The following is a 21,776-nucleotide window of genomic DNA, read 5'->3' as shown; positions in this document are numbered from 1 at the left end:
ATTTATCATCGTCAATCTTACATTTTTGTAAGATTATTTTAATCTACAGAAGCTTATTTCCATCTCTCACTCTTGGAGAATGCAATCATCAAACCAGACCCTGCCAGAACTGCCAGAATAACAAGACAGATATTTTTCAGTGGGTAGAGCCAATCTTTATTTTCCTCATGCCAAGTTGTCTTCCAAAGCCGAACATACTCAGCATGCATATCTTCAGGCTGGTTCAGCTGAATATTGATCACAATCGCCAGTAAAATTAGGGCGATAAAAGCAAGGGCAAAGAGCCAGATTTTCTTCTTTTGGGTTAGCTTAAGGTTCTTCATTATTTTCTCCTTTTACTTTCTTTTTAATAGCAATACTCTATCCCTACTTCTCTTTTACAGATATTTCTGAGTTCCTATAGCCATAAAAGGCGTAGATGAGACTTCCCAGCGCTAGGGCAATGCCAAAGGCCTGCCAGGTTTCCTTGGTATATTGAGTCATAAAGGACAGGCAGATGATAATGGACAAGATCGGTGTCAGAGGTACTAGAGGTGTTTTGAATTCTCCAGCTTTAGGCATTCCTTGATCTTTCCGCAATTTCAAGACAGCGAGTGCCAATAAAATCAGATAGGCCAAGGTACAGATATTGAGGAAAGAAGCGATACTAGCCAAGGGGAAGATACCGGCACAAACAGCTGAGGCAATCCCTACTAAAATTGTTGCATTCTTTGGCACCCGACTGGTCTCTGTCAATTTTTTGAAAGAGCGAGGCAAGAGACCATCACGCGCAATACTGTAAATCATCCGCGACAAGGCGTAGGTCATGGAGATGCAGACAGTAATCAGAGTCAAAATAGCGACAACAGAGATATAGTTAGCTGCCCATCCAAGTCCGACGCTGCGCAGGGCAAAGGCCACCGCATCTGAGACATCCAGCTTGCTATAGTGGACAATCCCAGTCAAGACCAAGGTCACCAAAATATAGAGAATGGTCACGATGCTCAAGGATAAGACAATCCCGCGAGGAACATTTTTGGGGCTCTTTGATTTCATCTACCGCCATGGAAATGGACTCAAAGCCCAGAAAGGCAAAGAACATAAGTGAAGCCCCGGCCATGATGCCGACCTTACCGCCATAAATTTCTCCGAAGCCAAAAGGTGCAAAGTTAGACCAATTTTCAGGTTTGATGAAGAAAAATCCTGCAATGATAAAGAGTGCCAAGGCTGAGAATTTCAAGACCACCAAGGCTGAGTTGAAGCGCAGGGCTGCCTTTGAGTTCAAAAGGACAACCCCTGTAACAAAGACCAAAACCAGAATAGGCAGCAAGTCCACGTAAGTACCTGCTTTTGGATTGAAGGTGCCATTCAGAGCTGTCGGCAGCTGGATACCAAAGCCACTCAGCAGCCCCTTCAGATAAGAGCCCCAGCCAGAGGCAACACCTGAGATAGCTGTCATGAACTCCATGATGATCAGCCAACCAGCCAGCCAAGCAGGAAATTCTCCCAGAACCGCATAAATATAACTATAGGCTCCGCCATTGGCCGGAATCCGTGAGGCAAACTCAGCGTAAAAAAGGGCCGAAATACTCACACAAAGGGCTGAAATGACAATCGAAACGGTCAGAGCAGGCCCGGCATATTTGGCCGCTCCGATTCCTGTAATGGTGAAAATTCCAGTTCCTACCATTGCTCCAATACCAAGCAAAATCAAATCAGGAAGTTTCAAGTGACGGCGCATGCCCGTTCTATCCTTACTGGCATCTTTTTTTCTAAAAATATTCATCTATTTTTACTCTCCTAATTGCATTAACGCTCTATTTTATCATATTTACACGCTTTTAGGAATCTTTCTCAGAAATTTTCCGAGAAAAGAAAGAGGCTGGGACAAAAGTCCAACCTCAAATATAAAAAGCGAACAAAACTAGTTTTCTGGTAATCAGAATTCTGCTTTGTTCGCTTTTTTTATCTAATCTATCGATTTTAAAAATTTATAATAAAGAATTCCTAAAATCAAAATCTTTTTGTCTCAGCCTAAGTCTTTAAAATAGATGAAAGGTATATGAATGTCTCTGCTATTACATAGCCACAATTTTGCGATAGCTGCGAGAAGTAATGAGAAAGACACCAACATATACTGCAATAAACAGAGCGCAGACACCTAGAGTCACCACTAACATAAGACTTGCGTTGAGCACGCCCAACATCTGTAAAATGAGACTGAGCATGTGATAGGCAAAAGCCAAATGAAGGAAGGCAAAGATTAGGGGTAGGAAGAAGACAATCAAAATCTGCCTACGAATTGTTTGCTTAATTTGTTTTTCATCCAATCCAACCTTTTGTAAAATAACAAAGCCTTCTCGATCTTCATAACCTTCAGAAACCTGCTTGTAGTAGATAATAAGAACGGTTCCAAGCATAAAAACGATTGATAGGAAAATTCCAATAAAGAACATACCGCCTAGCATTCCCTTTATTTCTTGCTTATCAAAGGCTGTCACCGAACCATAAACAGCTTGATTTTCAGGTAAAGTGGCATTAAAACTGCTTAGCTTTTCTTGGTATGATTCTCTGAGGTTTATCTGTTCTTCTTTTGGTAGCTTGAGATTTAATCCCCCATAATAGTTAACATTGACAGCGTAATCGTTCATCAATGAAGAAAAGATTTGACTCGGATTTTTAGCCACCATATAGATTCTTTCAGGCACCATCATATTCATCGGATCGGGTAGATTACCGAAAACGAAATCTTCTTTTAATTTTCTCTTGATTTTTAAATTTTTTCCAGCTATCTGTAAATCTTTTTTGCTATCTAGTTCCAATCCTTGCTCAAATATGGCTATTTCATCATCTTTAAGCTGAAGACTTTGACCTGTCATTTCTTGGTAATCACTCTCAGAAATGGCCAAAATATAAAGATTTGGAACGAAGGGTTTCTGTTCCTTAGAATAAATATCTAGCCGATTACCAGCTCGTCCGCTAACCCCTATCGTATAATACCGGTAAACAACTTTTTTATTAACCTGCAGTTGCTGCTCTTGAACAAACTCTGTCAAAGCTTGTTCCAGAAGCTCACCTGTTACTTCTTTTCCTTGGATACTGATATCATGCGGAAACATGGCACTCTGCATATAATCACCACCAGCATAAATGTTGGCTCCACCAGATAAGGTAACCAAAACCATTGTCGACAAAATAGAAATCGTCGCTAAACCGATTGCATTTTTCTTCATTCGAAAAATTAGATTAGATACCGAAATCATGTTATCAGGCTGATAATAAAACGTCTTCTTCTTTTTCAAAAATTGTAAGAAAACAGTTGTTCCTGCATTGAAAAGCAGATAAGTCCCTAGAATAACAAAAAGTACGGCTACGAAGAAAATGATTATGGCTGCCACCGGATCAGATACACCTAAAGCAAGATAATATCCAAAAACGAGAGAAGATATACCAATAATAGTTTGCAAGAGTAAAAAGCGACTCTTTTTCTCCCCACTATTTTTTTCCTTGACTAATTGCAGAGCATCAAACTTTCTTAAGTAAAAGCCATTTTTAATTAGCAAACAGAAAAATACAAAAGCATAGAAAATGATAATCAATACCAATACAAAAGGTTGAAATGTTGAAACCAAAACTACCTTGGTCCCCATAAGCTTGAGCAAAAAAGCATAAATCAGCTGGTCAAAGAGAACACCTATAGTCAGTCCCAAGCTTACAGCCACTAGCCCGAAAATCAGAAGCTCAATAAAGGTCATAACAAAGAGATGGCGTTTATTGAGCCCCAACATGCCGTAAAGCCCCAGCTCCTTGGAACGATTCTTCATGACAAATTGATTGGCATAAAAGACAATAATTCCAGCTGTGATGTTCACAATAACGACCCCTAGGACCAAAACGAAAATAACAGAGCTGGCACCTGACATTTTGGATAGATTGGGATTAAAAGCCAAGGAGTTGAAAATATAAGAAATGGCTACAGCCACACAGGTAGCCAGTGCAAAAGGATAATAGAGGCGGCGGTTCTTAATCAGATTGGATACCGCCAATTTTGCTGCTAATCGAAACACTAGTCCTTCACCTCACTTGCCATAACTGTCAGAGTATCAGAAATCTCTTGAAACATCTGCCGCTCGGTCTTGTCGCCACGGAAGATTTGGTTGTAGAGAATCCCATCCTTGATAAAGAGCACCCGCTTGGCGCGGCTAGCCGCTGCTGTTGAGTGAGTCACCATGAGAATAGTTTGACCGCGGGCATTGATGTCATCAAAAACATCCAGCAGGGCTGCTGAAGACTTGGAATCCAAGGCTCCCGTCGGCTCATCCGCCAGCAGAATCTCAGGGTCTGTGATGATGGCCCGAGCCACTGCAACCCGCTGCTTCTGGCCACCGGAAATCTCATAAGGAAACTTCTCTTGCAGCTTGTTAATCCCCAGCTCATTGCAGGTCGTAACCAGCTTTTGCATCATTTCGGTAATGGGACGGCGAGAGAGAACCAGAGGCAGGAGAATATTATCCTTGACCGACAGGGTATCCAACAGATTGAAGTCCTGAAAGACAAAGCCTAATTTTTCCCGACGGAAGCTGGAAGCCTGGCTGTTTTTGATGGTTGCTGTGTCAGTTCCGTTGAGAAAGACACGGCCCTCAGTCGGCTTGTCCAACATGGCTAAGATGTTGAGCAGGGTGGATTTCCCGGAGCCTGACTCCCCCATGATGGCGACATATTCGCCTCTTTCTACCGTAAAGTGAATGTCCTTCAGTGCCTCTACTTGACTACCCTGAAAGCGGGTTTTATAAATCTTTTTCACGTGTTGTACGTCTAATAATGTCATACTCGAACCTCTTCTTTATTTAACTTGATACTACTATCATACCGGAAAGACAGACAAGTTTCCATAACCTAATCTTTCATTTTGCCCGCCAATCTTACATTTTTGTCATCTTGTGCTCCAAGTCGGATAAAGAGAAAAGTCAACTGACCTTTCTCTTATCCTTGAATACTGGAATCTCTCAGTGACTGTACTGCAGCCAGAAATAATATTGACTGGAAGCACAGCCTAGGCGAGTCTTCTCGATTTCTTCCTTGGAAATCTTTTGAGCTTTAGGTTTACTTTGGCGATGGTTAAAAAGATTGATTTTCATAGTGGGCCTCCTTCTTGAAATCTGATTTTTAGTTTGGAAGATAGTTATCTTCTTTTTCTTTACACTTATAGGATACCGAATTCCCAAGCTAGCTGCCATAAGATAACCTTTCATTTTAGCCTTTAAACTTACATTTTTGTCACTTAGAAAAAATAGTTTTCGATTGCCCTTAAACCGCGTCAATAGCCATAAATTCACCGATGTATATCGGCTTCTTTCATCAAGAGCATAAAAAACCGGAATTTGTTTCCGGTTTTCAGACTGAAGACAAAGTCCTGAAAAGGCAACACTTTTCTATACAAAATTTATAAAGTGTTTTTTGTTAAGAGCTGATTCGCTTAGCGATTGGGGTTTGGTAGTTAAGACTGCTGCTACATGTAGAAAAGCAAAGATGAGAGGTAGGAAGAAAACAGTCAAGATCTGCTTGCGAATGGTACTTCTAGTCTGCTTTTCATCTAAACCAACTTTTTGTAAGATAATAAAGCCATCACGGTCTTCATAGCCTTCAGAGATTTGCTTGTAGTAAATCACGAGAACAGCTCCTAGGAGGAAGATAACGGAGAGGAAGACACCGATGAAGAGCAAAGTTCCAGTAAGTTCTTGATAGCTCTTTTCTGCGCTGTAACGGTCACTAGCCATTGCGAAGCTACCATCTTGTGCTTGTTCCTGATCCAAAGTGTCCCTCAACCCCAGCTGGACTTGCTCGACAAACTTTTACTGTCCTTAGTCTCTGAAGTAACTCCAATGTAGTAGTAATGATCCACATCAAGATTAACCTCTTTGCTATCATTGACCACCATATAGAGACCCTGTTCCATGGCCACATCGTTTGGATTAGGGATTTCCCCATGCGTGAAATTCGACGATAAAAGCTGCTTAATCTTCCAGTCCTTACCATTTACTCGGAGAGGCTTGTCCTTATTTAAGGAAATATTTTTCCCATAGACAAGAGTTTCATCGTCTGCCAAGTCTATCTTTTCCCCTGTCATTTTTTCATAATCCTGACGATTGATGACTGTAATCGTGCCTACAGACTTGGTCAAGATACTTGTATCCGACTCCAGCTCGCTTTGCATTGGAACTGTCACATCATTACCAGCTAATTTCATGATGAAGGCTGATTGGTAGAGATAGTTAGTATAGCTTGGCTTCCTCAGACCAGTGTCCTGAGCGACTTGCTGGACCTTGGCCAACAGAGCCTCCTTCTGATCAGTCGATTTCGGCAAGACGATGCTGACATTATAATCCTTCGGATGCAAGGTAGTAATATAATCCTGACCCCCAACATAGATATTGATTGTACCAACCAGAGTCACTAAGAGCATAGTAGATAGAATGGAGATAGTTGCCAATCCTGCTGCATTTTTGCGCATCCGCGAGATGAGATTGGAAACAGAAATGAAATTCTGCGTTTTGTAGTAGTAGCCTTTGCGCTTTTTGAGAAATTGCAATAGTGTAATCGAACCTGCATTAAAAAGCAGATAAGTTGCTAGGATAACCATGATCACAGCTATAAAGAAATTGCCGATAGCAGCGACAGGTTTGGTAACGGTCAAAGCCATGTAATAAGCTACACTCATGAGCAGGAGCCCCAGCAAGGTCTGCAGAAAAAGGAAGCGTCCCTTCTTCTCACCAGCTTTCTTTTCTTTCATTAGATTAAGAGAGCTATAGCGTAGAAGACGCGTAGAGTTGAGCAACAAAATCACCGCAAAAGCGACACCCAGACTAGCTAGAGTCATCCAGACATTCTGCCATTGGAAGGTCGAGGCAAGAACTGCCGGCATTCCCATCAATTTCAAAAGGACTGCGTAGAGCATTTTATCTAAAGCTAGGCCAGACAAGATACCCAGACCAACTGTAGCTAGATAAAAGACACAGAGTTCAAAGAAGGTCATGACTAGCAGATGCTTTTTCTCCATGCCCAGCAAACTATAGACTCCCAACTCTCGGGAGCGGTTCTTCATAACGAAGCTATTAGCATAGGTGATGAGGATAAGGACGGCAATCTGAATGACATAGATACCAAACTGCAAGGTCATGCGAGCTGCTGTACCACCATAAGAGCTCTCCATATTAGGGCTATGAGCCAGTGAGACAAAACTATACAAAATCGCTGTTGCCAGTACCGTCGCAAAAGCAAATGGATAATACAAACTGCGATTTTTAACCAGATTGGACAAAGCTAGTTTACTCGTTAGTTTGAACATAATTGCCCACCTCACTTGCCATAACTGTCAGAGTATCGGAAATCTCTTGGAACATCTGCCGCTCGGTCTTGTCACCGCGGAAGATTTGATTATAGAGAATCCCATCCTTGATAAAGAGCACCCGCTTGGCGCGGCTAGCCGCTGATGTTGAGTGAGTCACCATGAGAATAGTTTGACCGCGGGCATTGATATCGTCAAAGACATCCAGCAGGGCTGCTGAAGACTTGGAATCCAAGGCTCCCGTCGGCTCATCCGCCAGCAAAATCTCAGGTTCTGTGATGATGGCCCGAGCCACTGCAACTCTCTGCTTCTGACCACCGGAAATCTCATAAGGAAACTTCTCTTGGAGTTTGTTAATCCCCAGCTCATTGCAGGTCGTAACCAGCTTTTGCATCATTTCGGTAATGGGACGGCGAGAGAGGACCAGAGGCAGGAGAATATTATCCTTGACTGACAGGGTATCCAGCAGGTTGAAATCCTGAAAGACAAAGCCTAATTTCTCCCGGCGGAAGCTGGAAGCCTGGCTGTTTTTGATGGTTGCCGTGTCAGTTCCGTTGAGAAAGACGCGGCCCTCAGTCGGCTTGTCCAGCATAGCTAAGATGTTGAGCAGGGTGGATTTCCCAGAGCCCGACTCCCCCATGATGGCGACATATTCGCCTTTTTCTACTGTAAAGTGAATGTCTTTCAAGGCCTCTACTTGGCTGCCCTGAAAGCGGGTTTTATAAATTTTTTTCACGTGCTGTACGTCTAATAATGTCATCTTGTTTCCTTTCTGTTTAGCAGGCACCTATCAACGCCCTGCTTTTAGCAGTATTTATAAACTGCTTCCTAATTGATAATTCTATTCTATCTCAATTCCAATCGCTCAGCCATAACCTAAGCTTACATTTTAAAGTGCAATCTTACACTTTTGTAAGATGAGATGAGCTTTATTTTACCCAAAAGGCGATCAAGGCAATTAGCCAAAGGTGGGCTGGATAGAATATATAGAAGAAATATTTGCTCCATTTGCTGCTAGATCCTCGCTCACCATTGTAGAAGTGCAAGAGAGGAAGAACAGTGATAAAGAGCCAGTCTGAATTATAGAGCAACATAGAAAGAGTGTCCTGCAAGGTTGGATAAATTTGAATACTCATGGCAAAGAGAATTCCCGCCCAAACTACATAGGACAAGTTTCTGAAAAAGACTTGATTTCTAAAAAGGTAGGTCAAGAGCATGAAAGGAAGCAGAGCCATGCCGCCTTCGCTAAAGAGAAGCCCAGCCAGCAAGACTAATACTCCTGCTGTCAGCCGCAAACCACGCTTCCCATCCTTAGTAGCTCCGCCATTGTCAGAAAAGCCAAAGAAAAGACTCAGCATGAGGACACCGCAGGCCAAGGTCAGGAAGATATTGTGAGTGAGGTAAATGCCCTTCTCCTGAAAGAGGAGCGTCAGGATACAGTTTCCTGTCTGCATCAGGGCTGCCCAAAAGAAGAGCCTCATATTGTAAGCCAGGCGGTTGCGAGTGTGGAGAAAACCTTCCACTGCCATGAAGGCAAATGCTACTCCGACACAGCGGGTTAGGGCATGCAAGACGCCATCCCAGTCGTCCGGCACCAGCCCCGGTATCTGACTGATATGGTCAAAAACCATAAGAAATGCCATGAAGAGCTTCAACTGAAAAGCATTTATACCTTTTGATTTCATTTTTCTGTCTCCTTCTTATTTCTTGACTCTATGATAATAAAAAAGAAAGGCTGGTACCATAACCTAACCTTTCATTTGCTAGTTTTATTCTTACAATTTTGTCACTTTTAAAAATCATGCAGGAGCATCCGTCAAAAATAGCACAAAACCTAGTGGCTTTTATGCACACTTTCAGCTGTCTGCAACTGTTCTAAAAAGGCTTTGACTGCTTGTCTGTCTGCTTCCGTTCCAGAGCCCTCAATATTACGAATGTGGCGGAGGCCATACTGCTCCACTATCTTATCCGTTGCCCCGCAAAAGGTCCGCGGATAACGCTTCTGATTGCCATTGATGACAAAGCCTTTGATTAGATGTCTGTACTTTCTGATGAAGCGCTTGGTCGTCCACGGAATCTGCCCTGCTCCGCTATTTCTGCTGACTAAAATACAGGGTTCCTCCAGCTTTTTCCAGACTGACTGGCTAGGCATTCCCAGACTTTTAGCAAACTTTTTGCCCAAACCAGTCAGACTATCATAAACCACTACTAACAACTTTCTTCCTCCTACTCAAAGATCAATTTCTTCTCAGGAAAGGCGATGGAAACCGTCGTTCCCTGACCAACTTGAGAGTCTATAGCAATCTTGTGTCCCAGCTGGTCAGCAATTTTCTTGGACAGGTAAAGACCTAAGCCTGATGACTGCTGGGTCAGACGACCGTTGTAGCCTGAGAAACCGCGCTCAAAAACCCGCAGCAAATCAGCATTTTGAATGCCCAGACCTGTGTCCTTGATGTAGAGACTGCCCTCTTGAAAATAAATCTCTATGCTGCCTTCTTTGGTGTATTTAAGACTATTGGACAGGACCTGCTCCAAAATCACTACAAACCACTTTTTATCAGTGACAATCGTGTGGTCTAGGTCATGAAGATTGAGGCTGAGTCCTTGCTGAATAAAGAAAAGAGCATATTTCTTGACAATTTCCCTGACCAAATCAGCCAAATTTTCCTGCTTCAGAACTAGATCGTCATGGAAGCTTTCCAGACGGAGGTACTGGAGCACCAGATGAACATAGGATTCAATCTTGAAGAGTTCCTGCTCCAACTGAGACTTGGCTTCCTTATCCTTCAAATCTCCAATCAAAAGTGAACTGGCAGCAATGGGTGTCTTGACTTGATGAACCCAAAGAGTATAGTAGTCCAGCAAATCATTGTATTTCTCCTGCTCAACCAAGAGCTGATTCTTCTGTTCGTACTCCAGCTCCTCCACTCTTTCCTGCAAGAGCTTTTCTAGAGGAGTCTGAGCCTGAGCAGCGACCTGCAGCTTCTGGCTGCGATAGCCCTTAAAGGACGTCCAAGCATCTGCTCCGATAAACAAGAAAGACAAAAGAGCTAACAAGAGCGCGACATATTCCAGCAGACTGCGGTAATCATCAAAGACAAAGGCAAAGAGCAGAATAAAGCCTAGCAGCAGAATCAGCAGAGCTAGAAAAAATCGCCGCGAATAAAGGTAAGACTTAAAAAAGAAAAATTTATCCTGTGTGTCCATTGATGAGACCGTATCCTATTCCTTTTTTGGTTTCGATGAAATTCTTCAGTCCGTGCTCTTCAAGCTTTTTACGCAGGCGAGCGACATTGACTGATAGGGTATTGTCATCGATGAAAAAGTCGCTGTTCCAGAGTTCCTTCATCAGATCATCACGTGCCACAATACCATCCGAATGCTCGAAGAGAACCCGCAAAATCTGAAATTCGTTCTTGGTCAAGGTCACCACTTTCCCATCAAAAACCAGATCTGTCGACTTAAGATTGAGAATGACACCTTGGTGCTCTAGGAGACTCTGGTCGTTTCCGAACTCATAGGAACGGCGCAGCAAGCCCTGAACCTTAGCCAGAAAGACATTGTTGTCAAAAGGCTTGGTCACATAGTCATCTGCCCCCATATTGATAGCCATGACAATGTCCATGGACTGATCGCGGGAAGACAAAAACATGATGGGCACTGTTGAAATCTTGCGGATTTCCTGACACCAATGATAGCCGTTAAACAAGGGCAAGCCGATATCCATCAGCACCAGATGCGGCTCCTCTCGGACGAAGATAGTCAGCACATCCATAAAGTCCTCGACTGCCACTACCTGAAAGCCCCATTGTTCCAGCATTTTTTTATCATTTGGCGGATGACTGGATCATCTTCTACTAGTAAAATCTTATGCATCTTTCCCTCCTGATTTCTTGCTAGTTACATTATACCAAAAAAGTCGCATGCTTGTTTATCATCCTCAGTCTGAGGTAGGATTTTTCTGGAAAAGATAAAATCTCTTAGAAAAATATGCTATACTAACTAGTAGAAATTGGAGACGAAATATGAGCAATATTCTTACTTACCTAGAAGAAGCCCAGCATGACAGCATTTATGATCGACCATTTAATGAGTTGGATCTGCTGATTCTGACTGAGCTAACCTACTTACCTTTTGATGACTTGGTTCATGAGGATATGTCCTCCTACTGCGACTGCCGACTGCTAGACTTAGCCACCAAAGTGCCTCGCGACCTCTCCATGATGGTCAGCAAAAACCGTCTGAAACTCTTAAATTTGGCCGCAACCTCTACCCGCTTTAAAAATCTAAAACTGATGGGCTATGTCAATGACGTTGATCAAGATATCCAGAAGCAATTCGCTGCCTTGATTTTCAAAGTCAAGCCTGATACCTATGTCCTAGTCTTTCGCGGAACGGACGACTCCATCGTCGGCTGGAAGGAAGACTTCCACATGACCTATATGGATCAGATCCCTGCTCAGAAAATGGCCGCCCGCTACCTGCAGAAAGCCTTAGAAAATCTGCCCGGTAACTTTATCCTAACCGGCCATTCCAAAGGAGGAAATCTAGCTTCTTATGCAGCCAGTCAGATGGAAGCATCGCTTCAAGACCGTATTGAAGCCATCTACAGCTATGACTCTCCCGGTCTCAATCACTCTGTCACCGAAAGCGATGGCTATCAGACTGTGGTTGAAAGGATGAAACGCTACCTGCCTCAGAACTCCATCGTCGGCATGATGCTGGAAACACCTAAGGAAGCTAGAATTGTCAAAAGCAGTGCCATCGGCGGCTTTGCCCAGCACGATACCTTTTCGTGGAAAATCAAGGGAGACTCTTTCCTATTGCTGGATACACTAGATGCAGAGAGCCTGCAGATAGACAAAACGTTTAAAAATTGGGTGAGCACTGTTTCAGATGAAGAACTTAAAGACTTTTTCGACCTCTTTTTCGGACTGATTTTGGATGCTGGCATCCAGTCTGTCAACGAACTGTCCAATGTTGAAAACTTTAACAAAGTCCTTGATATCCTAAAAAATGCTCAATCTCTAACAGACCAAGAACGTGACATGCTGCTGCGCTTGTCCAAGCTACTACTGGATATGCGTGTCCAAAGCTGGAAGGACGATATAAACTTGCCTAAGCCTACTGCCATTGGTAAGAATATCCGAGAAAACCTATCACGCTGGAGCAAGCAGTTGCCTTTTGGCCAGTCTGAGACTGACAAAAAGGAAGACACTGCCGCAGAGGTTCAAGAGTAAAATCACAAATCTCTTCTATAGCTTGGCTAACGGAAGATTTGACCTATCCAAACCAAAAACTAAACAAGCTCTTATCTTGACAGCTTGTTTTTTCTTTGTTAGAATGTAACAAACATATTTACAGCTAAGTAGTGATAAAAATCAGAAAGGAATCCATCATGAAATCTATCAAAGGAATCGCCCTTATTACTGTTAGCATAATCCTGACCATCTATGCTTGGGCTTCAGCTGGAATGATCAACTTTATTGTACCCGGTCTGGCCTTGACTACCCTTTCGCTGACCTTTTTACTTGCGACTCGGAACGCACTTTTGGAAAAATGGTTCCACGGCATCGAAAAAATGTACACTTACCACAAGTTTACAGCTATCTTTTCTGTCGTTCTTCTTGCTCTCCACAATGTTGCTATGGGTGGCAGTCTCTGGGGCTCTCATCTCGCAGCCCAGCTTGGGAACGTCGGCATCTATCTATTTGTCAGCATTGTTCTGGTGGCCTATCTTGGCAAGCACATCAAATATGAAGCTTGGCGCTGGATTCACCGCTTTGTTTATTTGGCCTATATCTTTGGTCTCTTCCACGCTTATATGCTGATGGGCGGTCAACTCCTAACACCGACCTTACTAGGTTTCGTAGTCGGATTCTACGCTATCATAGGTTTAGCTTCTGGTTTTTACATCATCTTCCTCTATCAAAGTTTGGCCTTTCGTCATCTGGGAAAAATCATGCAGGTCAAACGACTGAACCACGATACCGTGGAGTTGAAGATCCAACTCAGTCAAAAACTAGATTATCAGTATGGGCAGTTTGCCTTCGTCAAGATTTTCCAAGAAGGATTTGAAAAAGCGCCGCATCCCTTCTCTATCTCTGGCGGTCATGACAATATCGTCTACTTTACTATCAAGAACTCTGGAGACCACACTAAGAAACTTTATGACAAGATCCAAGAGGGAACCAAGGTCACCATTGACCGAGCTTATGGTCACATGATTCTTGACCAGGGGCAGGAAAAGCAGATCTGGATTGCTGGTGGGATTGGCATTACGCCCTTCATTTCCTATATCCGTGAAAATCCTAATCTGAATCGTCCAGTCAGCTTCTACTACGCTTATACTGGAGCAGAAAATGCTGTTTACCTAGACCTCCTCAAAGACTACGCGGCCAAGAATCCGCAGTTTGACCTTCATTTGGTCGATAGCAAGGTCTCTGGCTATTTGGACTTCAAGAATTATCCTCTGGACAACCAAACCACCGTTTTCATGTGCGGACCTGTCAAGATGATGGATAAACTAGCCAATGAATTTAAAAAGACCAATCCAAAAGCAGATCTGGTCTATGAAGGTTTTAAGTTTAAATAAAGAAACCAAAAAGAGGAGTTCAATCCTCTTTTCAGACCGTAGACAAACATTCCAAATAGTGTTTGTCTTTTTCTGTTTGTCAGGCTAAAATTTCATCTTTTGATTTCATCTTTTGATAGCATAATGGTCATTTGAACAAAATAAAAAGGCTTCCCCACCCTCATTTTTACTAGTTTTTTGAGATTCAAACACGCCAAAGTAAGCCCAACCTTATCTTCCATCTTGGACTTGCCTTTCTCTCTTGTATAACGGAGGTTGTGGTATTCTTTAGCTGTCCCAAAGAGCCGCTCAATGGTTTCTTTGCGCTTCTTATAGAGCTCCTTCATCCCTCTTTGGTGTCGAATCTCTTCACAACATTCAAGCGCATCTTTCCATACATGTCTTGTGATGACTTTCTGCTGATTCTGGCTCTGGGTACAAACAGATAATAGGGGACAGGCGACACATACTGTTGAATCACTCTTATACTCACGGTAGCCTGCTCGGGTCGTCGTGCGATAGGTTAACACTTGGTTCTCTGGACAGAGGTAACAGTCATAATAGGAATCATAAACAAAATCATTGGGCCTTAAGTTCCCTTTTACACCCTTGGGGCGGGTATAAGGGAAGACAGGGGTAATCTCTCTGTCTAACAAAATTTTGCAATACTTGGGGTTTTATAACCTGCATCTGCGATGAGATAGGTTGGATGAAAAGGCTCAATCTTGGCAAAAAGGGCAGGGAAAGCCTGACTATCATGAACATTTCCTGCTTCAACCGTATAAGCCAAGGCCCAACCATGCTTATCACACGCTACTTGGGCAGAATAGGCAAAGACTTCCTTGTGTTCCCCTTGTGGAACCAACCACTCTCAGGATCTGTCCTTGAGATTTTCTTTTCCTTAGCCTCGCTTTCTTTTGCGGGCTTTAAGGGCTTTTTTTCGTGTTTTCTCCTATCTAAATCAATCTCAACTTCCAATTGCTCACTCATAAATGTAGCTTGTTGGGCAACCATTTCCTTATGATACTTGTGGCTGTTGGCTGCCGCTTTAATATGGGTTCCATCCACAAATATCTCAGAAGGATCAATCAAACCAGCACATAAAGCTTGATGGAGTACGTGTGAAAATATCTCAGTAATCAGTGCTTTATCTTGAAAACGACGGCTGTAATTCTTTCCATATGTGGTAAAATGAGGCACCTTGTCATCCAAGCTTAGTCCAAGAAACCAACGATAAGCTACGTTTACTTCTATGTCTTTAATGGTTTGGCGCATGGAGCGAATGCCATAAAAACATTGAATCAAAGGAATTTTGACCAACATGACGGGATCTAGACTGGGACGACCCTGATCTGGGCTATAGGTTTCTTCAACCAAGTCATAGATAAAGTCAAAATCAACCTCCGCTTCCAATTGGCGAAGAAAGTGATCTTCTGGGACCAATTCGTCTATCGTATAGAAGCCATATTGGCAGCGATTATAATCAGATTTTTCTTTGTGAAACATAGGGAGCACCTCACAACTGTTCTTACCTCTATTATACGACTTTACAAAAAGAAAAGCCCTTAGAAACTTCTGTTCTTAGGACTTTGTCTTCAATCTGAAAAGAGGAGTTCAATCCTCTTTTTTAGTCTATTTGGATTCAACAAATTTTGAAAAAGATAAAATTTCTATCACTCAATATCCAAAAATAAACTGTTTAAACTACAAGAATAGATGGAAAAGATTGATACAAATCAAAACAAGGGAGAAAATAGAAAATCCGATAAACAAATATTTAAAATACTTTTCATTGCTGATGCAGCGCTCAACATACGCTTCTTCAGGATTCTTAGGATTATAGTAAACCGTCATATTTGATCCAATCGGAAATATCTTTCTCAAGTCTAGACTCCTATCCGACCCATAAACATAGTCACTTGAAAAAACATCTTTTTGGATTTTTCCTGAAGATGCAGGGATAAACTGTTTATGCTCAAGTCTTTTTCGATAGGATTTTCCGCGGACAGTATATTCTACAAGGGGCAAGGCTACCTGAGGTGGCTCTCCGTGGCGACTATAGATGGAACTGTTATACCCTACTACTTTGCCTGATATTAAAGATGTAGATTTACTTCTAATAGAAATTTCTTTTCGATAGTGAAGATAGAGTGGAAAAACAATGACTAGCCAGAGTAGCCCAAGCACCACAATCATAATCATAGGATTCATTACTATTTCCTTCGTTGCTTTGATATTCAGTATATATTGTATCAAAATTTTCATCTATACCAAAGACTCTATAGAATATCCTTTTGGTCTCAAAAAATTATTGTTTTTCGATATATTTTTCTTGAAATACAATAAAAAATAGATTATAATAAGAATAAAAGGAAAAGGAAATCTACTGCCGGCTGATTTTCGATAGAGGTAAGCATCATGAAAAAGATTGAATTAAAAAATAACTCTTTGCTCAAAGATATTGTTACTCTATTAAACCTTATCATAGTGGGTTATGCTGCTATTTTGGTGTTTCTTACTATCCTAAGTGTGATTTCTTACACCGGTCTTTCCGACAGGTTGGGAATAAAGCTCAATGTTCAATTTATGCCCTCAGTTGATTTTTCAAATTGGTGGAGTATTCTAGCCTTTGTTATAAATCTTCTCACAGCCTCTTTGACTATTTATCTCATCTATCTTGCTCGTAATTTCATCAAAAATTTGATTGGTGGAAAGATTTTTGATTCATCAAACACGCAACTAGCTGATAAGGCATGGAAAGTCTTTCTGGCTCTGACCTTTCTTTCCGTTAAGGTTGCTGCATCAGGCAATCCCATCGCTCTCCCCTTCTCTTTTAACGCCAGTATGAGCTTTACACCTCTCTTAGGTGCTCTGATTATTTGGCTGATGATGAAAATTCTGGAAAAGGGGATTGATATAGCTGAAGAAAATGAATTTACCATCTAGGGGGCTGCTATCATGATTATCGTTAATCTTGATGTCCAGCTGGCCAAGAAAAAGATGAAACTGGGAGAACTAGCCGATATCATCGGTATCACCAACGCTAATCTTTCCATTCTCAAAACGGGCAAGGCCAAGGCTATACGCTTTAGCACTCTCAATGCTATCTGTCAGGCCCTTGATTGCCAGCCTGGAGACATCCTAGAATTTACAGATGATGAAGAATAAAAAACTCCCGTCTTAGCCGATTTCATTTAGCTAAGGATGGGAGTTTTACTTTTCTATTCAATCATTTGTGTTTCGGCTAGTTTCTTATACCAGTGAGCGGATTTCTTAGGATAGCGTTCCTGTGTTTCAAAGTCTACGTAGAATAAGCCGTAGCGTTTTTCATAACCGTTAGACCAAGAAAAGACATCCATCAGAGACCAGATAAAGTAGCCCTTGACATTAGCCCCGTCCGCAATCGCATCGGACAAAACTTCCAGATGCTGCTTGACGTAATCAATCCGAGCATCGTCGTAAACTGTATTGTCCACAAATTCATCTTTATAACCCAGACCATTTTCTGTGATATAAATCTTCTTGTAGTTTGGATAATCTTTCTTAATCCGCATGATCTGATCATAAAGACCTTGCGGGTAGATAATCCAATCCCAATCAGTTTTTGGTATATGGGTTGGAGATTCTCTGCGCCCTACACCCTTAATCTGGTACTTAGAGCTTCCCTTTTCGCCTTTTCCGTTATGGATAATTTCTGTTTCACCGTCAAAGTCGCGCATCCAATCACTCATATAGTAGTTGATGCCGAGGAAGTCATTGAGGTCTTTAGCTGCTTCTAAAGCCACAAAGTCTTCATCTCGCAGATCCAGCTGACCACCATTGACCTTAAGGATATGATTCACTCCTGCCAGAGTTACATCTGAATAGTGCCCTAGATAAGTCGCATCTAGGATAAACTTGTTATGGATAATATCTTCCAACTCTGCTGCTCTGACATCTGCTGGATTTTCTGGATTGTAAGGATATTTTGTCGGAAGTGCATGAACGACACCAATTTCACCCTTGTAGCCCTTGTCCTTATAAAGCTTAACGGCACGAGCATGGGAGACCATCATGTTGTGATGGGATTGGAAAACCTTGGCCAAGTCATACTGAATCCCCGGCGGGAATTTGCCGACCAAGTACTGGCCATCACCAATAGGGCCAATTTCGTTGAAAGTTGTCCAATAGCGAACTTCTGGAAATTCTTCAAAACAGAAGGCCGCATAGTCCACAAAGTGCTCAATATTTTCCCGATTGAGGAAATCGCCATTTGAATGAAGAGCCTCTGGTGTATCAAAGTGGTGAAGGGTCACAAAAGGTTCTACATGACGCTTGTGGCATTCTGCGAAAAGATTATGGTAAAATTCCACACCTTTTGGATTGACCTCGCCATAGCCTGTAGGGAAAATCCGTGACCAAGCAATGGAAATCCGAATCCCATTAACACCATACTCTTCAGCTAATTTTAGATCCACAGGGTATTTGTGGTAAAAGTCGCTGGCAGGTTCTGCCGTATACCAGTAGTTATCCTCTAGGTATTTATCCCAGGCAACAGATCCTTTTCCATCTGTGTGGGTTGCTCCTCAGCTTGATAGGCTGCTGTTGCACCACCGAAAATAAATTTTTAGGTAATGTTTTCACCTTTTCTACCTCGTTAAACATTTATCATTTTATCTCTCTAGTTTTAGATAGTTCTTTAAACCAATATGCGCTCTTCTTTGGATAGCGTTCCTGCGTGTTAAAGTTCACATAGAAAAGACCATATCGTTTGTTATAGCCATTTGCCCAAGAAAAGACATCCATAAGTGACCATAAGAAATATCCCTTAACATTAGCACCATCTTGAATTGCATCACAAATTGCTTCTAAATGCCCTCTAATATAATCAATTCTGGGTTGATCATCAATAAAACCATCTTCAAATTTATCCTTGTAACCCATACCATTTTCGGTGATATAAAGTTTTTTATAATTTGGATAATCTTTGATAATACGCATGATTTGGTCATACAATCCTTTTGGATAAATCAACCAATCCCAGTCTGTACGAGGAATATCTATATCGAATTTGTATTGGCCGATACCTTTAAAAGCATAGATAGAAGTCCCTTTTTTTCCCGTACCATTTAAGTTAATGTTGTTTTCACCTTCATAGTATTGAACAAAGGTGCTTTGGTAATAGTTAATCCCCAAGAAATCATTGAGTTCAGCTGCTTGACGCAATACTTCTACATCGCCATCATAGACAGTGTAAGACATGTTATTTTGTTCCAAGATTCCGTTAATAGTTTCTTCTGTTTCTGGAGAGAGAACACCAAGAAATGTACGATCCAGCAAGAATTTGTTTGATATGGTATCATCTTTACGAACTGCTTCTTGGTCTTTTGGATCTTCTGAATTATAAGGATAACGAGTCTCTAAAATGTGAATAATCCCAATTTCCCCTTCCGCATTCATCTCTTTAAATGCCAAAATTGCACGCGCATGGGCAACCATCATATTGTGCATCTGCTGCACCATTTTATCTGTTTGAAATCGCTCGTTAGGAGGAAATTTCGCCAGTAGATACTGACCTGCAGCAACAGACAATATTTCATTGAAGGTAATCCAGTATTTAACTTCCGAACTATACTCCTTAAAACAGAATTTTGCGTATTCAAGGAAATGGTCAATATTATCTCTATTTAAGAAATCACCATGATTAAATAGAACTTCTGGAGTATCAAAATGATGCAACGTCACGAATGGTTCCACATTGTGCTTACGACATTCTGCAATTAAGTCATGATAAAATTTCACACCGAGCGGATTAACTTCCCCATATCCATTTGGAAAAATACGAGACCAAGCAATGGAAATCCGAATACCATTCACACCAAATTTCTCAGATAATTCCAAGTCAATTGGGTACTTGTGATAGAAATCGCTGGCAGGATCACTTGAAAAACGCCCTTCCTTAACAAGAAAAGTGTCCCAAGCAACACGACCTTTGCCATCAATATCAGTTGCTCCTTCTGCCTGATAGGCAGCTGTTGCTCCACCAAAAATAAAATCTGCAGGCAATACCTTAGACATTTGTAACCTCTTTCATTCTATTTAGCAAATAAAGGGAAAGACGAGGGAATCTTCCTTGCGAATGACCACTCCATCATTTCCCTATTACATTATTCTTCAAATTGGCTCATAACATACTCTAAAGAACCTTTAGGATCACGTGTTAAATTGATATATTCCATACCTTCTGTTTTCGTCAACTTAATACCTAAACGGTCGGTATCCTTTTTGATATCTTCATAATTGGAAGCAACTTGCGGAGCTAAAACGACAAGATCGTAATCTTTTAGAATATCCTGATGAGCACCGTAAGCTCCTGCTGCAGAATTAATATCTATATTATATTTTTTAGCGGCCTTATTTAAAGCATTCGATAAAAGTCCTGAAGTACCACCACCTGCACAAAGGACGAGAACTTTTTTACTGAAATCTTTATTTTTACTGATTTTTGAATCAAAAGAACCTACAACTTCATCGCTTTCAGCTTCTGCTTTAGACTCTACAATCGCCTCAGAAGTTTTTACTTCTTCGACTTTTTTACCTTCCAATTCAGCATCAACCTTTGCTTCATTTTCAAGAATTTGATTATCATAAACCTTGAAGAATGGATAGTAAACCAAAACGTCAACTACAATCAAGACAATTGCGAGTACAAAGGCAAGAGGTAGCAAACCTGTACCAAGAATCAAACCAATTGGTCCTGGTGTCGTCCAAGGAAGAACGTAAGAAAAACTATTCATTCCAAGCACTTCAACAAAGAATTTGAAAATCCACACATTCAAAATAGGGGTCAGGATAAATGGAACGAAGAAGACAGGATTCAGCACCAGAGGAGCACCGAATAAGATTGGTTCATTCACACCAAAGAATGTTGGAACTGCCGCCGCTCGACCAATTGCTTTATTTTGCTTTGATTTAGCCATAAACCAGAACATAAATGGTACGACTAAGGTTGCACCAGTACCACCCATAGTGGCTACAAAGTATTGCAAGCCAGGTGTGATAATATGCGTTGCGTGTTCTCCTGCTTTGAGAAGAGCCACATTATTATCAATATTAAGTAATGCAATGGCTGAAATAGCTGGCTCAACAATTGATGGACCATGGATACCAATGAACCAGAACATTGCCATAGCACCATAGATAATAGCAATTCCAAGATAGCCATCTGCTGCCGTAAACAATGGTTGGAATAAGGTGATGATTCCTTGTGCAAAGTTCATATGGAAGAAGTGACGAATTAATAAATCAACTCCGTAAGTGACAAAGACGGATACTCCCAAAGGGAATAAATCTGTAAAGGCTTGCGAGATATTTGGCGGAACTTCTTCTGGCATACGAATTTTGATATCATTTTTTATAAAGAAATGATACACATGAACTGTTATAATTGCAGCGACAAAGGCTGATAAGAGTCCAGATGTTCCCATGTGACTACTTGAAAAGCCACCATCAATTGGGTCCGCTGACAAGAGCAAAAATCCGATAATCGCTGTAATGAGACTAGCTATATTATTGATTTGACGGGTTGCTGGCAAATCACGATTGAAATTATCCGCTAAATTCTTTGCAGTAGTACCTGCAACAATCAACCCAATAATCCCCATTGAATAATTATAAGGTTTGACAATCATTGCCTCTATATCTTTTGGCCAATAGAATCCCCAAATATTAGGAACATAAGCAATCAGCATAAAGATACTGGCAAAAATAATGATAGGCATTCCTGCAATAAAACCATCTTTAATAGCGCGGAGATATTTATTCCGTGAAACTTTTTCAAAGAATGGTTTCATTTTTTCAATTTGTTTTACCAATTCATTCATTGTTGTTCTCCTATAA

The 21,776-nt window shown here is 41.4% G+C and carries 15 protein-coding genes and 5 pseudogenes; 4 read left to right on the top strand and 16 right to left on the bottom strand.

All coding sequences use genetic code 11. The features are described 5' to 3' along the window. Nucleotides 1-53: 53 nt before the first annotated feature. From FFV08_03845 to FFV08_03795, 11 genes and pseudogenes are all read right to left on the bottom strand, one after another. The gene (locus tag FFV08_03845; protein ID QLB51863.1) at nt 54-323 is read right to left on the bottom strand and encodes a hypothetical protein; all 270 of its coding nucleotides are present in this window, start codon (nt 321-323) and stop codon (nt 54-56) included. Between the two features lie 43 nt (nt 324-366). Further along, nucleotides 367-1,765, bottom strand: a pseudogene (locus tag FFV08_03840) (amino acid permease). Between the two features lie 292 nt (nt 1,766-2,057). After that, nucleotides 2,058-4,046: an ABC transporter permease gene (locus FFV08_03835; protein ID QLB51862.1), complete on the bottom strand. Its 1,989-nt coding sequence runs from the start codon at nt 4,044-4,046 to the stop codon at nt 2,058-2,060. Then, the gene (locus FFV08_03830; GenBank protein ID QLB51861.1) at nt 4,046-4,807 is read right to left on the bottom strand and encodes an ABC transporter ATP-binding protein; all 762 of its coding nucleotides are present in this window, start codon (nt 4,805-4,807) and stop codon (nt 4,046-4,048) included. Before FFV08_03830 ends, FFV08_03835 begins: the two co-directional genes overlap by 1 nt. Before the next feature lie 178 nt (nt 4,808-4,985). After that, on the bottom strand, nt 4,986-5,231 hold the full coding sequence (locus tag FFV08_03825) for a hypothetical protein (GenBank protein QLB51860.1): 246 nt from the start codon (nt 5,229-5,231) through the stop codon (nt 4,986-4,988). A 249-nt stretch (nt 5,232-5,480) separates the two neighbouring features. Continuing rightward, nucleotides 5,481-7,324, bottom strand: a pseudogene (locus FFV08_03820) (ABC transporter permease). Further along, nucleotides 7,305-8,084, bottom strand: coding sequence for an ABC transporter ATP-binding protein (locus tag FFV08_03815; protein ID QLB51859.1), 780 nt, complete (start codon nt 8,082-8,084; stop codon nt 7,305-7,307). Before FFV08_03815 ends, FFV08_03820 begins: the two are co-directional and overlap by 20 nt. A 169-nt stretch (nt 8,085-8,253) precedes the next feature. Then, nucleotides 8,254-9,009 (bottom strand): beta-carotene 15,15'-monooxygenase, encoded by a 756-nt coding sequence (locus FFV08_03810; protein QLB51858.1) that lies wholly within the window; start codon nt 9,007-9,009, stop codon nt 8,254-8,256. 149 nt (nt 9,010-9,158) lie between these two features. Then, complete coding sequence (locus FFV08_03805) at nt 9,159-9,530, bottom strand: NrdI protein (GenBank protein ID QLB53266.1); 372 nt, start codon at nt 9,528-9,530, stop codon at nt 9,159-9,161. A 20-nt stretch (nt 9,531-9,550) separates the two neighbouring features. Beyond that, the gene (locus FFV08_03800; GenBank protein QLB51857.1) at nt 9,551-10,531 is read right to left on the bottom strand and encodes a HAMP domain-containing histidine kinase; all 981 of its coding nucleotides are present in this window, start codon (nt 10,529-10,531) and stop codon (nt 9,551-9,553) included. Further along, a pseudogene (locus FFV08_03795) lies at nt 10,515-11,200 on the bottom strand (response regulator transcription factor). Before FFV08_03795 ends, FFV08_03800 begins: the two are co-directional and overlap by 17 nt. Nucleotides 11,201-11,349: 149 nt before the next feature. On the opposite strand from FFV08_03795, the gene FFV08_03790 reads away from it, so the two are divergent. Next, on the top strand, nt 11,350-12,564 hold the full coding sequence (locus FFV08_03790) for a DUF2974 domain-containing protein (GenBank protein QLB51856.1): 1,215 nt from the start codon (nt 11,350-11,352) through the stop codon (nt 12,562-12,564). A 158-nt stretch (nt 12,565-12,722) separates the two neighbouring features. Beyond that, nucleotides 12,723-13,919 (top strand): oxidoreductase, encoded by a 1,197-nt coding sequence (locus FFV08_03785; GenBank protein ID QLB51855.1) that lies wholly within the window; start codon nt 12,723-12,725, stop codon nt 13,917-13,919. A gap of 92 nt (nt 13,920-14,011) precedes the next feature. On the opposite strand, the pseudogene FFV08_03780 reads toward FFV08_03785, so the two are convergent. Next, nucleotides 14,012-15,404 (bottom strand): annotated as a pseudogene (locus FFV08_03780) (IS1182 family transposase). Nucleotides 15,405-15,602: 198 nt separating this feature from the next. After that, on the bottom strand, nt 15,603-16,109 hold the full coding sequence (locus FFV08_03775) for a DUF3592 domain-containing protein (protein QLB51854.1): 507 nt from the start codon (nt 16,107-16,109) through the stop codon (nt 15,603-15,605). Between the two features lie 207 nt (nt 16,110-16,316). On the opposite strand from FFV08_03775, the gene FFV08_03770 reads away from it, so the two are divergent. Beyond that, complete coding sequence (locus FFV08_03770) at nt 16,317-16,844, top strand: DUF2975 domain-containing protein (GenBank protein ID QLB51853.1); 528 nt, start codon at nt 16,317-16,319, stop codon at nt 16,842-16,844. Nucleotides 16,845-16,856: 12 nt separating this feature from the next. Continuing rightward, nucleotides 16,857-17,066 (top strand): helix-turn-helix transcriptional regulator, encoded by a 210-nt coding sequence (locus FFV08_03765; GenBank protein QLB51852.1) that lies wholly within the window; start codon nt 16,857-16,859, stop codon nt 17,064-17,066. Between the two features lie 53 nt (nt 17,067-17,119). Here the strand turns inward: FFV08_03765 and lacG (FFV08_03760) are convergent. The 3 genes and pseudogenes from lacG (FFV08_03760) to FFV08_03750 form a co-directional block, all read right to left on the bottom strand. Further along, nucleotides 17,120-18,498 (bottom strand): annotated as a pseudogene (gene lacG, locus FFV08_03760) (6-phospho-beta-galactosidase). 47 nt (nt 18,499-18,545) lie between these two features. Then, nucleotides 18,546-19,955: a 6-phospho-beta-galactosidase gene (gene lacG, locus FFV08_03755; protein QLB51851.1), complete on the bottom strand. Its 1,410-nt coding sequence runs from the start codon at nt 19,953-19,955 to the stop codon at nt 18,546-18,548. Nucleotides 19,956-20,044: 89 nt separating this feature from the next. Then, on the bottom strand, nt 20,045-21,760 hold the full coding sequence (locus FFV08_03750; GenBank protein ID QLB51850.1) for a PTS lactose transporter subunit IIBC: 1,716 nt from the start codon (nt 21,758-21,760) through the stop codon (nt 20,045-20,047). Nucleotides 21,761-21,776: the final 16 nt, after the last annotated feature.

The organism is Streptococcus sanguinis (genome assembly GCA_013378335.1).
GTDB classification, from domain to species: Bacteria; Bacillota; Bacilli; order Lactobacillales; family Streptococcaceae; genus Streptococcus; species Streptococcus sanguinis_I.
This window is presented reverse-complemented; position numbering and strand designations above follow the sequence as displayed.

Excerpts from the sequence above, each read along its gene's own strand:
- FFV08_03765 (QLB51852.1), top strand. The coding sequence starts at position 16,857 with ATGATTATCGTTAATCTTGATGTCCAGCTGGCCAAGAAAAAGATGAAA.
- FFV08_03785 (QLB51855.1), top strand. The coding sequence starts at position 12,723 with ATGAAATCTATCAAAGGAATCGCCCTTATTACTGTTAGCATAATCCTG.
- FFV08_03810 (QLB51858.1), bottom strand. The coding sequence starts at position 9,009 with ATGAAATCAAAAGGTATAAATGCTTTTCAGTTGAAGCTCTTCATGGCA.
- FFV08_03770 (QLB51853.1), top strand. The coding sequence starts at position 16,317 with ATGAAAAAGATTGAATTAAAAAATAACTCTTTGCTCAAAGATATTGTT.
- FFV08_03775 (QLB51854.1), bottom strand. The coding sequence starts at position 16,109 with ATGAATCCTATGATTATGATTGTGGTGCTTGGGCTACTCTGGCTAGTC.
- FFV08_03815 (QLB51859.1), bottom strand. The coding sequence starts at position 8,084 with ATGACATTATTAGACGTACAGCACGTGAAAAAAATTTATAAAACCCGC.
- lacG (QLB51851.1), bottom strand. The coding sequence starts at position 19,955 with ATGTCTAAGGTATTGCCTGCAGATTTTATTTTTGGTGGAGCAACAGCT.
- FFV08_03750 (QLB51850.1), bottom strand. The coding sequence starts at position 21,760 with ATGAATGAATTGGTAAAACAAATTGAAAAAATGAAACCATTCTTTGAA.
- FFV08_03830 (QLB51861.1), bottom strand. The coding sequence starts at position 4,807 with ATGACATTATTAGACGTACAACACGTGAAAAAGATTTATAAAACCCGC.
- FFV08_03800 (QLB51857.1), bottom strand. The coding sequence starts at position 10,531 with ATGGACACACAGGATAAATTTTTCTTTTTTAAGTCTTACCTTTATTCG.
- FFV08_03825 (QLB51860.1), bottom strand. The coding sequence starts at position 5,231 with ATGAAAGGTTATCTTATGGCAGCTAGCTTGGGAATTCGGTATCCTATA.
- FFV08_03845 (QLB51863.1), bottom strand. The coding sequence starts at position 323 with ATGAAGAACCTTAAGCTAACCCAAAAGAAGAAAATCTGGCTCTTTGCC.
- FFV08_03790 (QLB51856.1), top strand. The coding sequence starts at position 11,350 with ATGAGCAATATTCTTACTTACCTAGAAGAAGCCCAGCATGACAGCATT.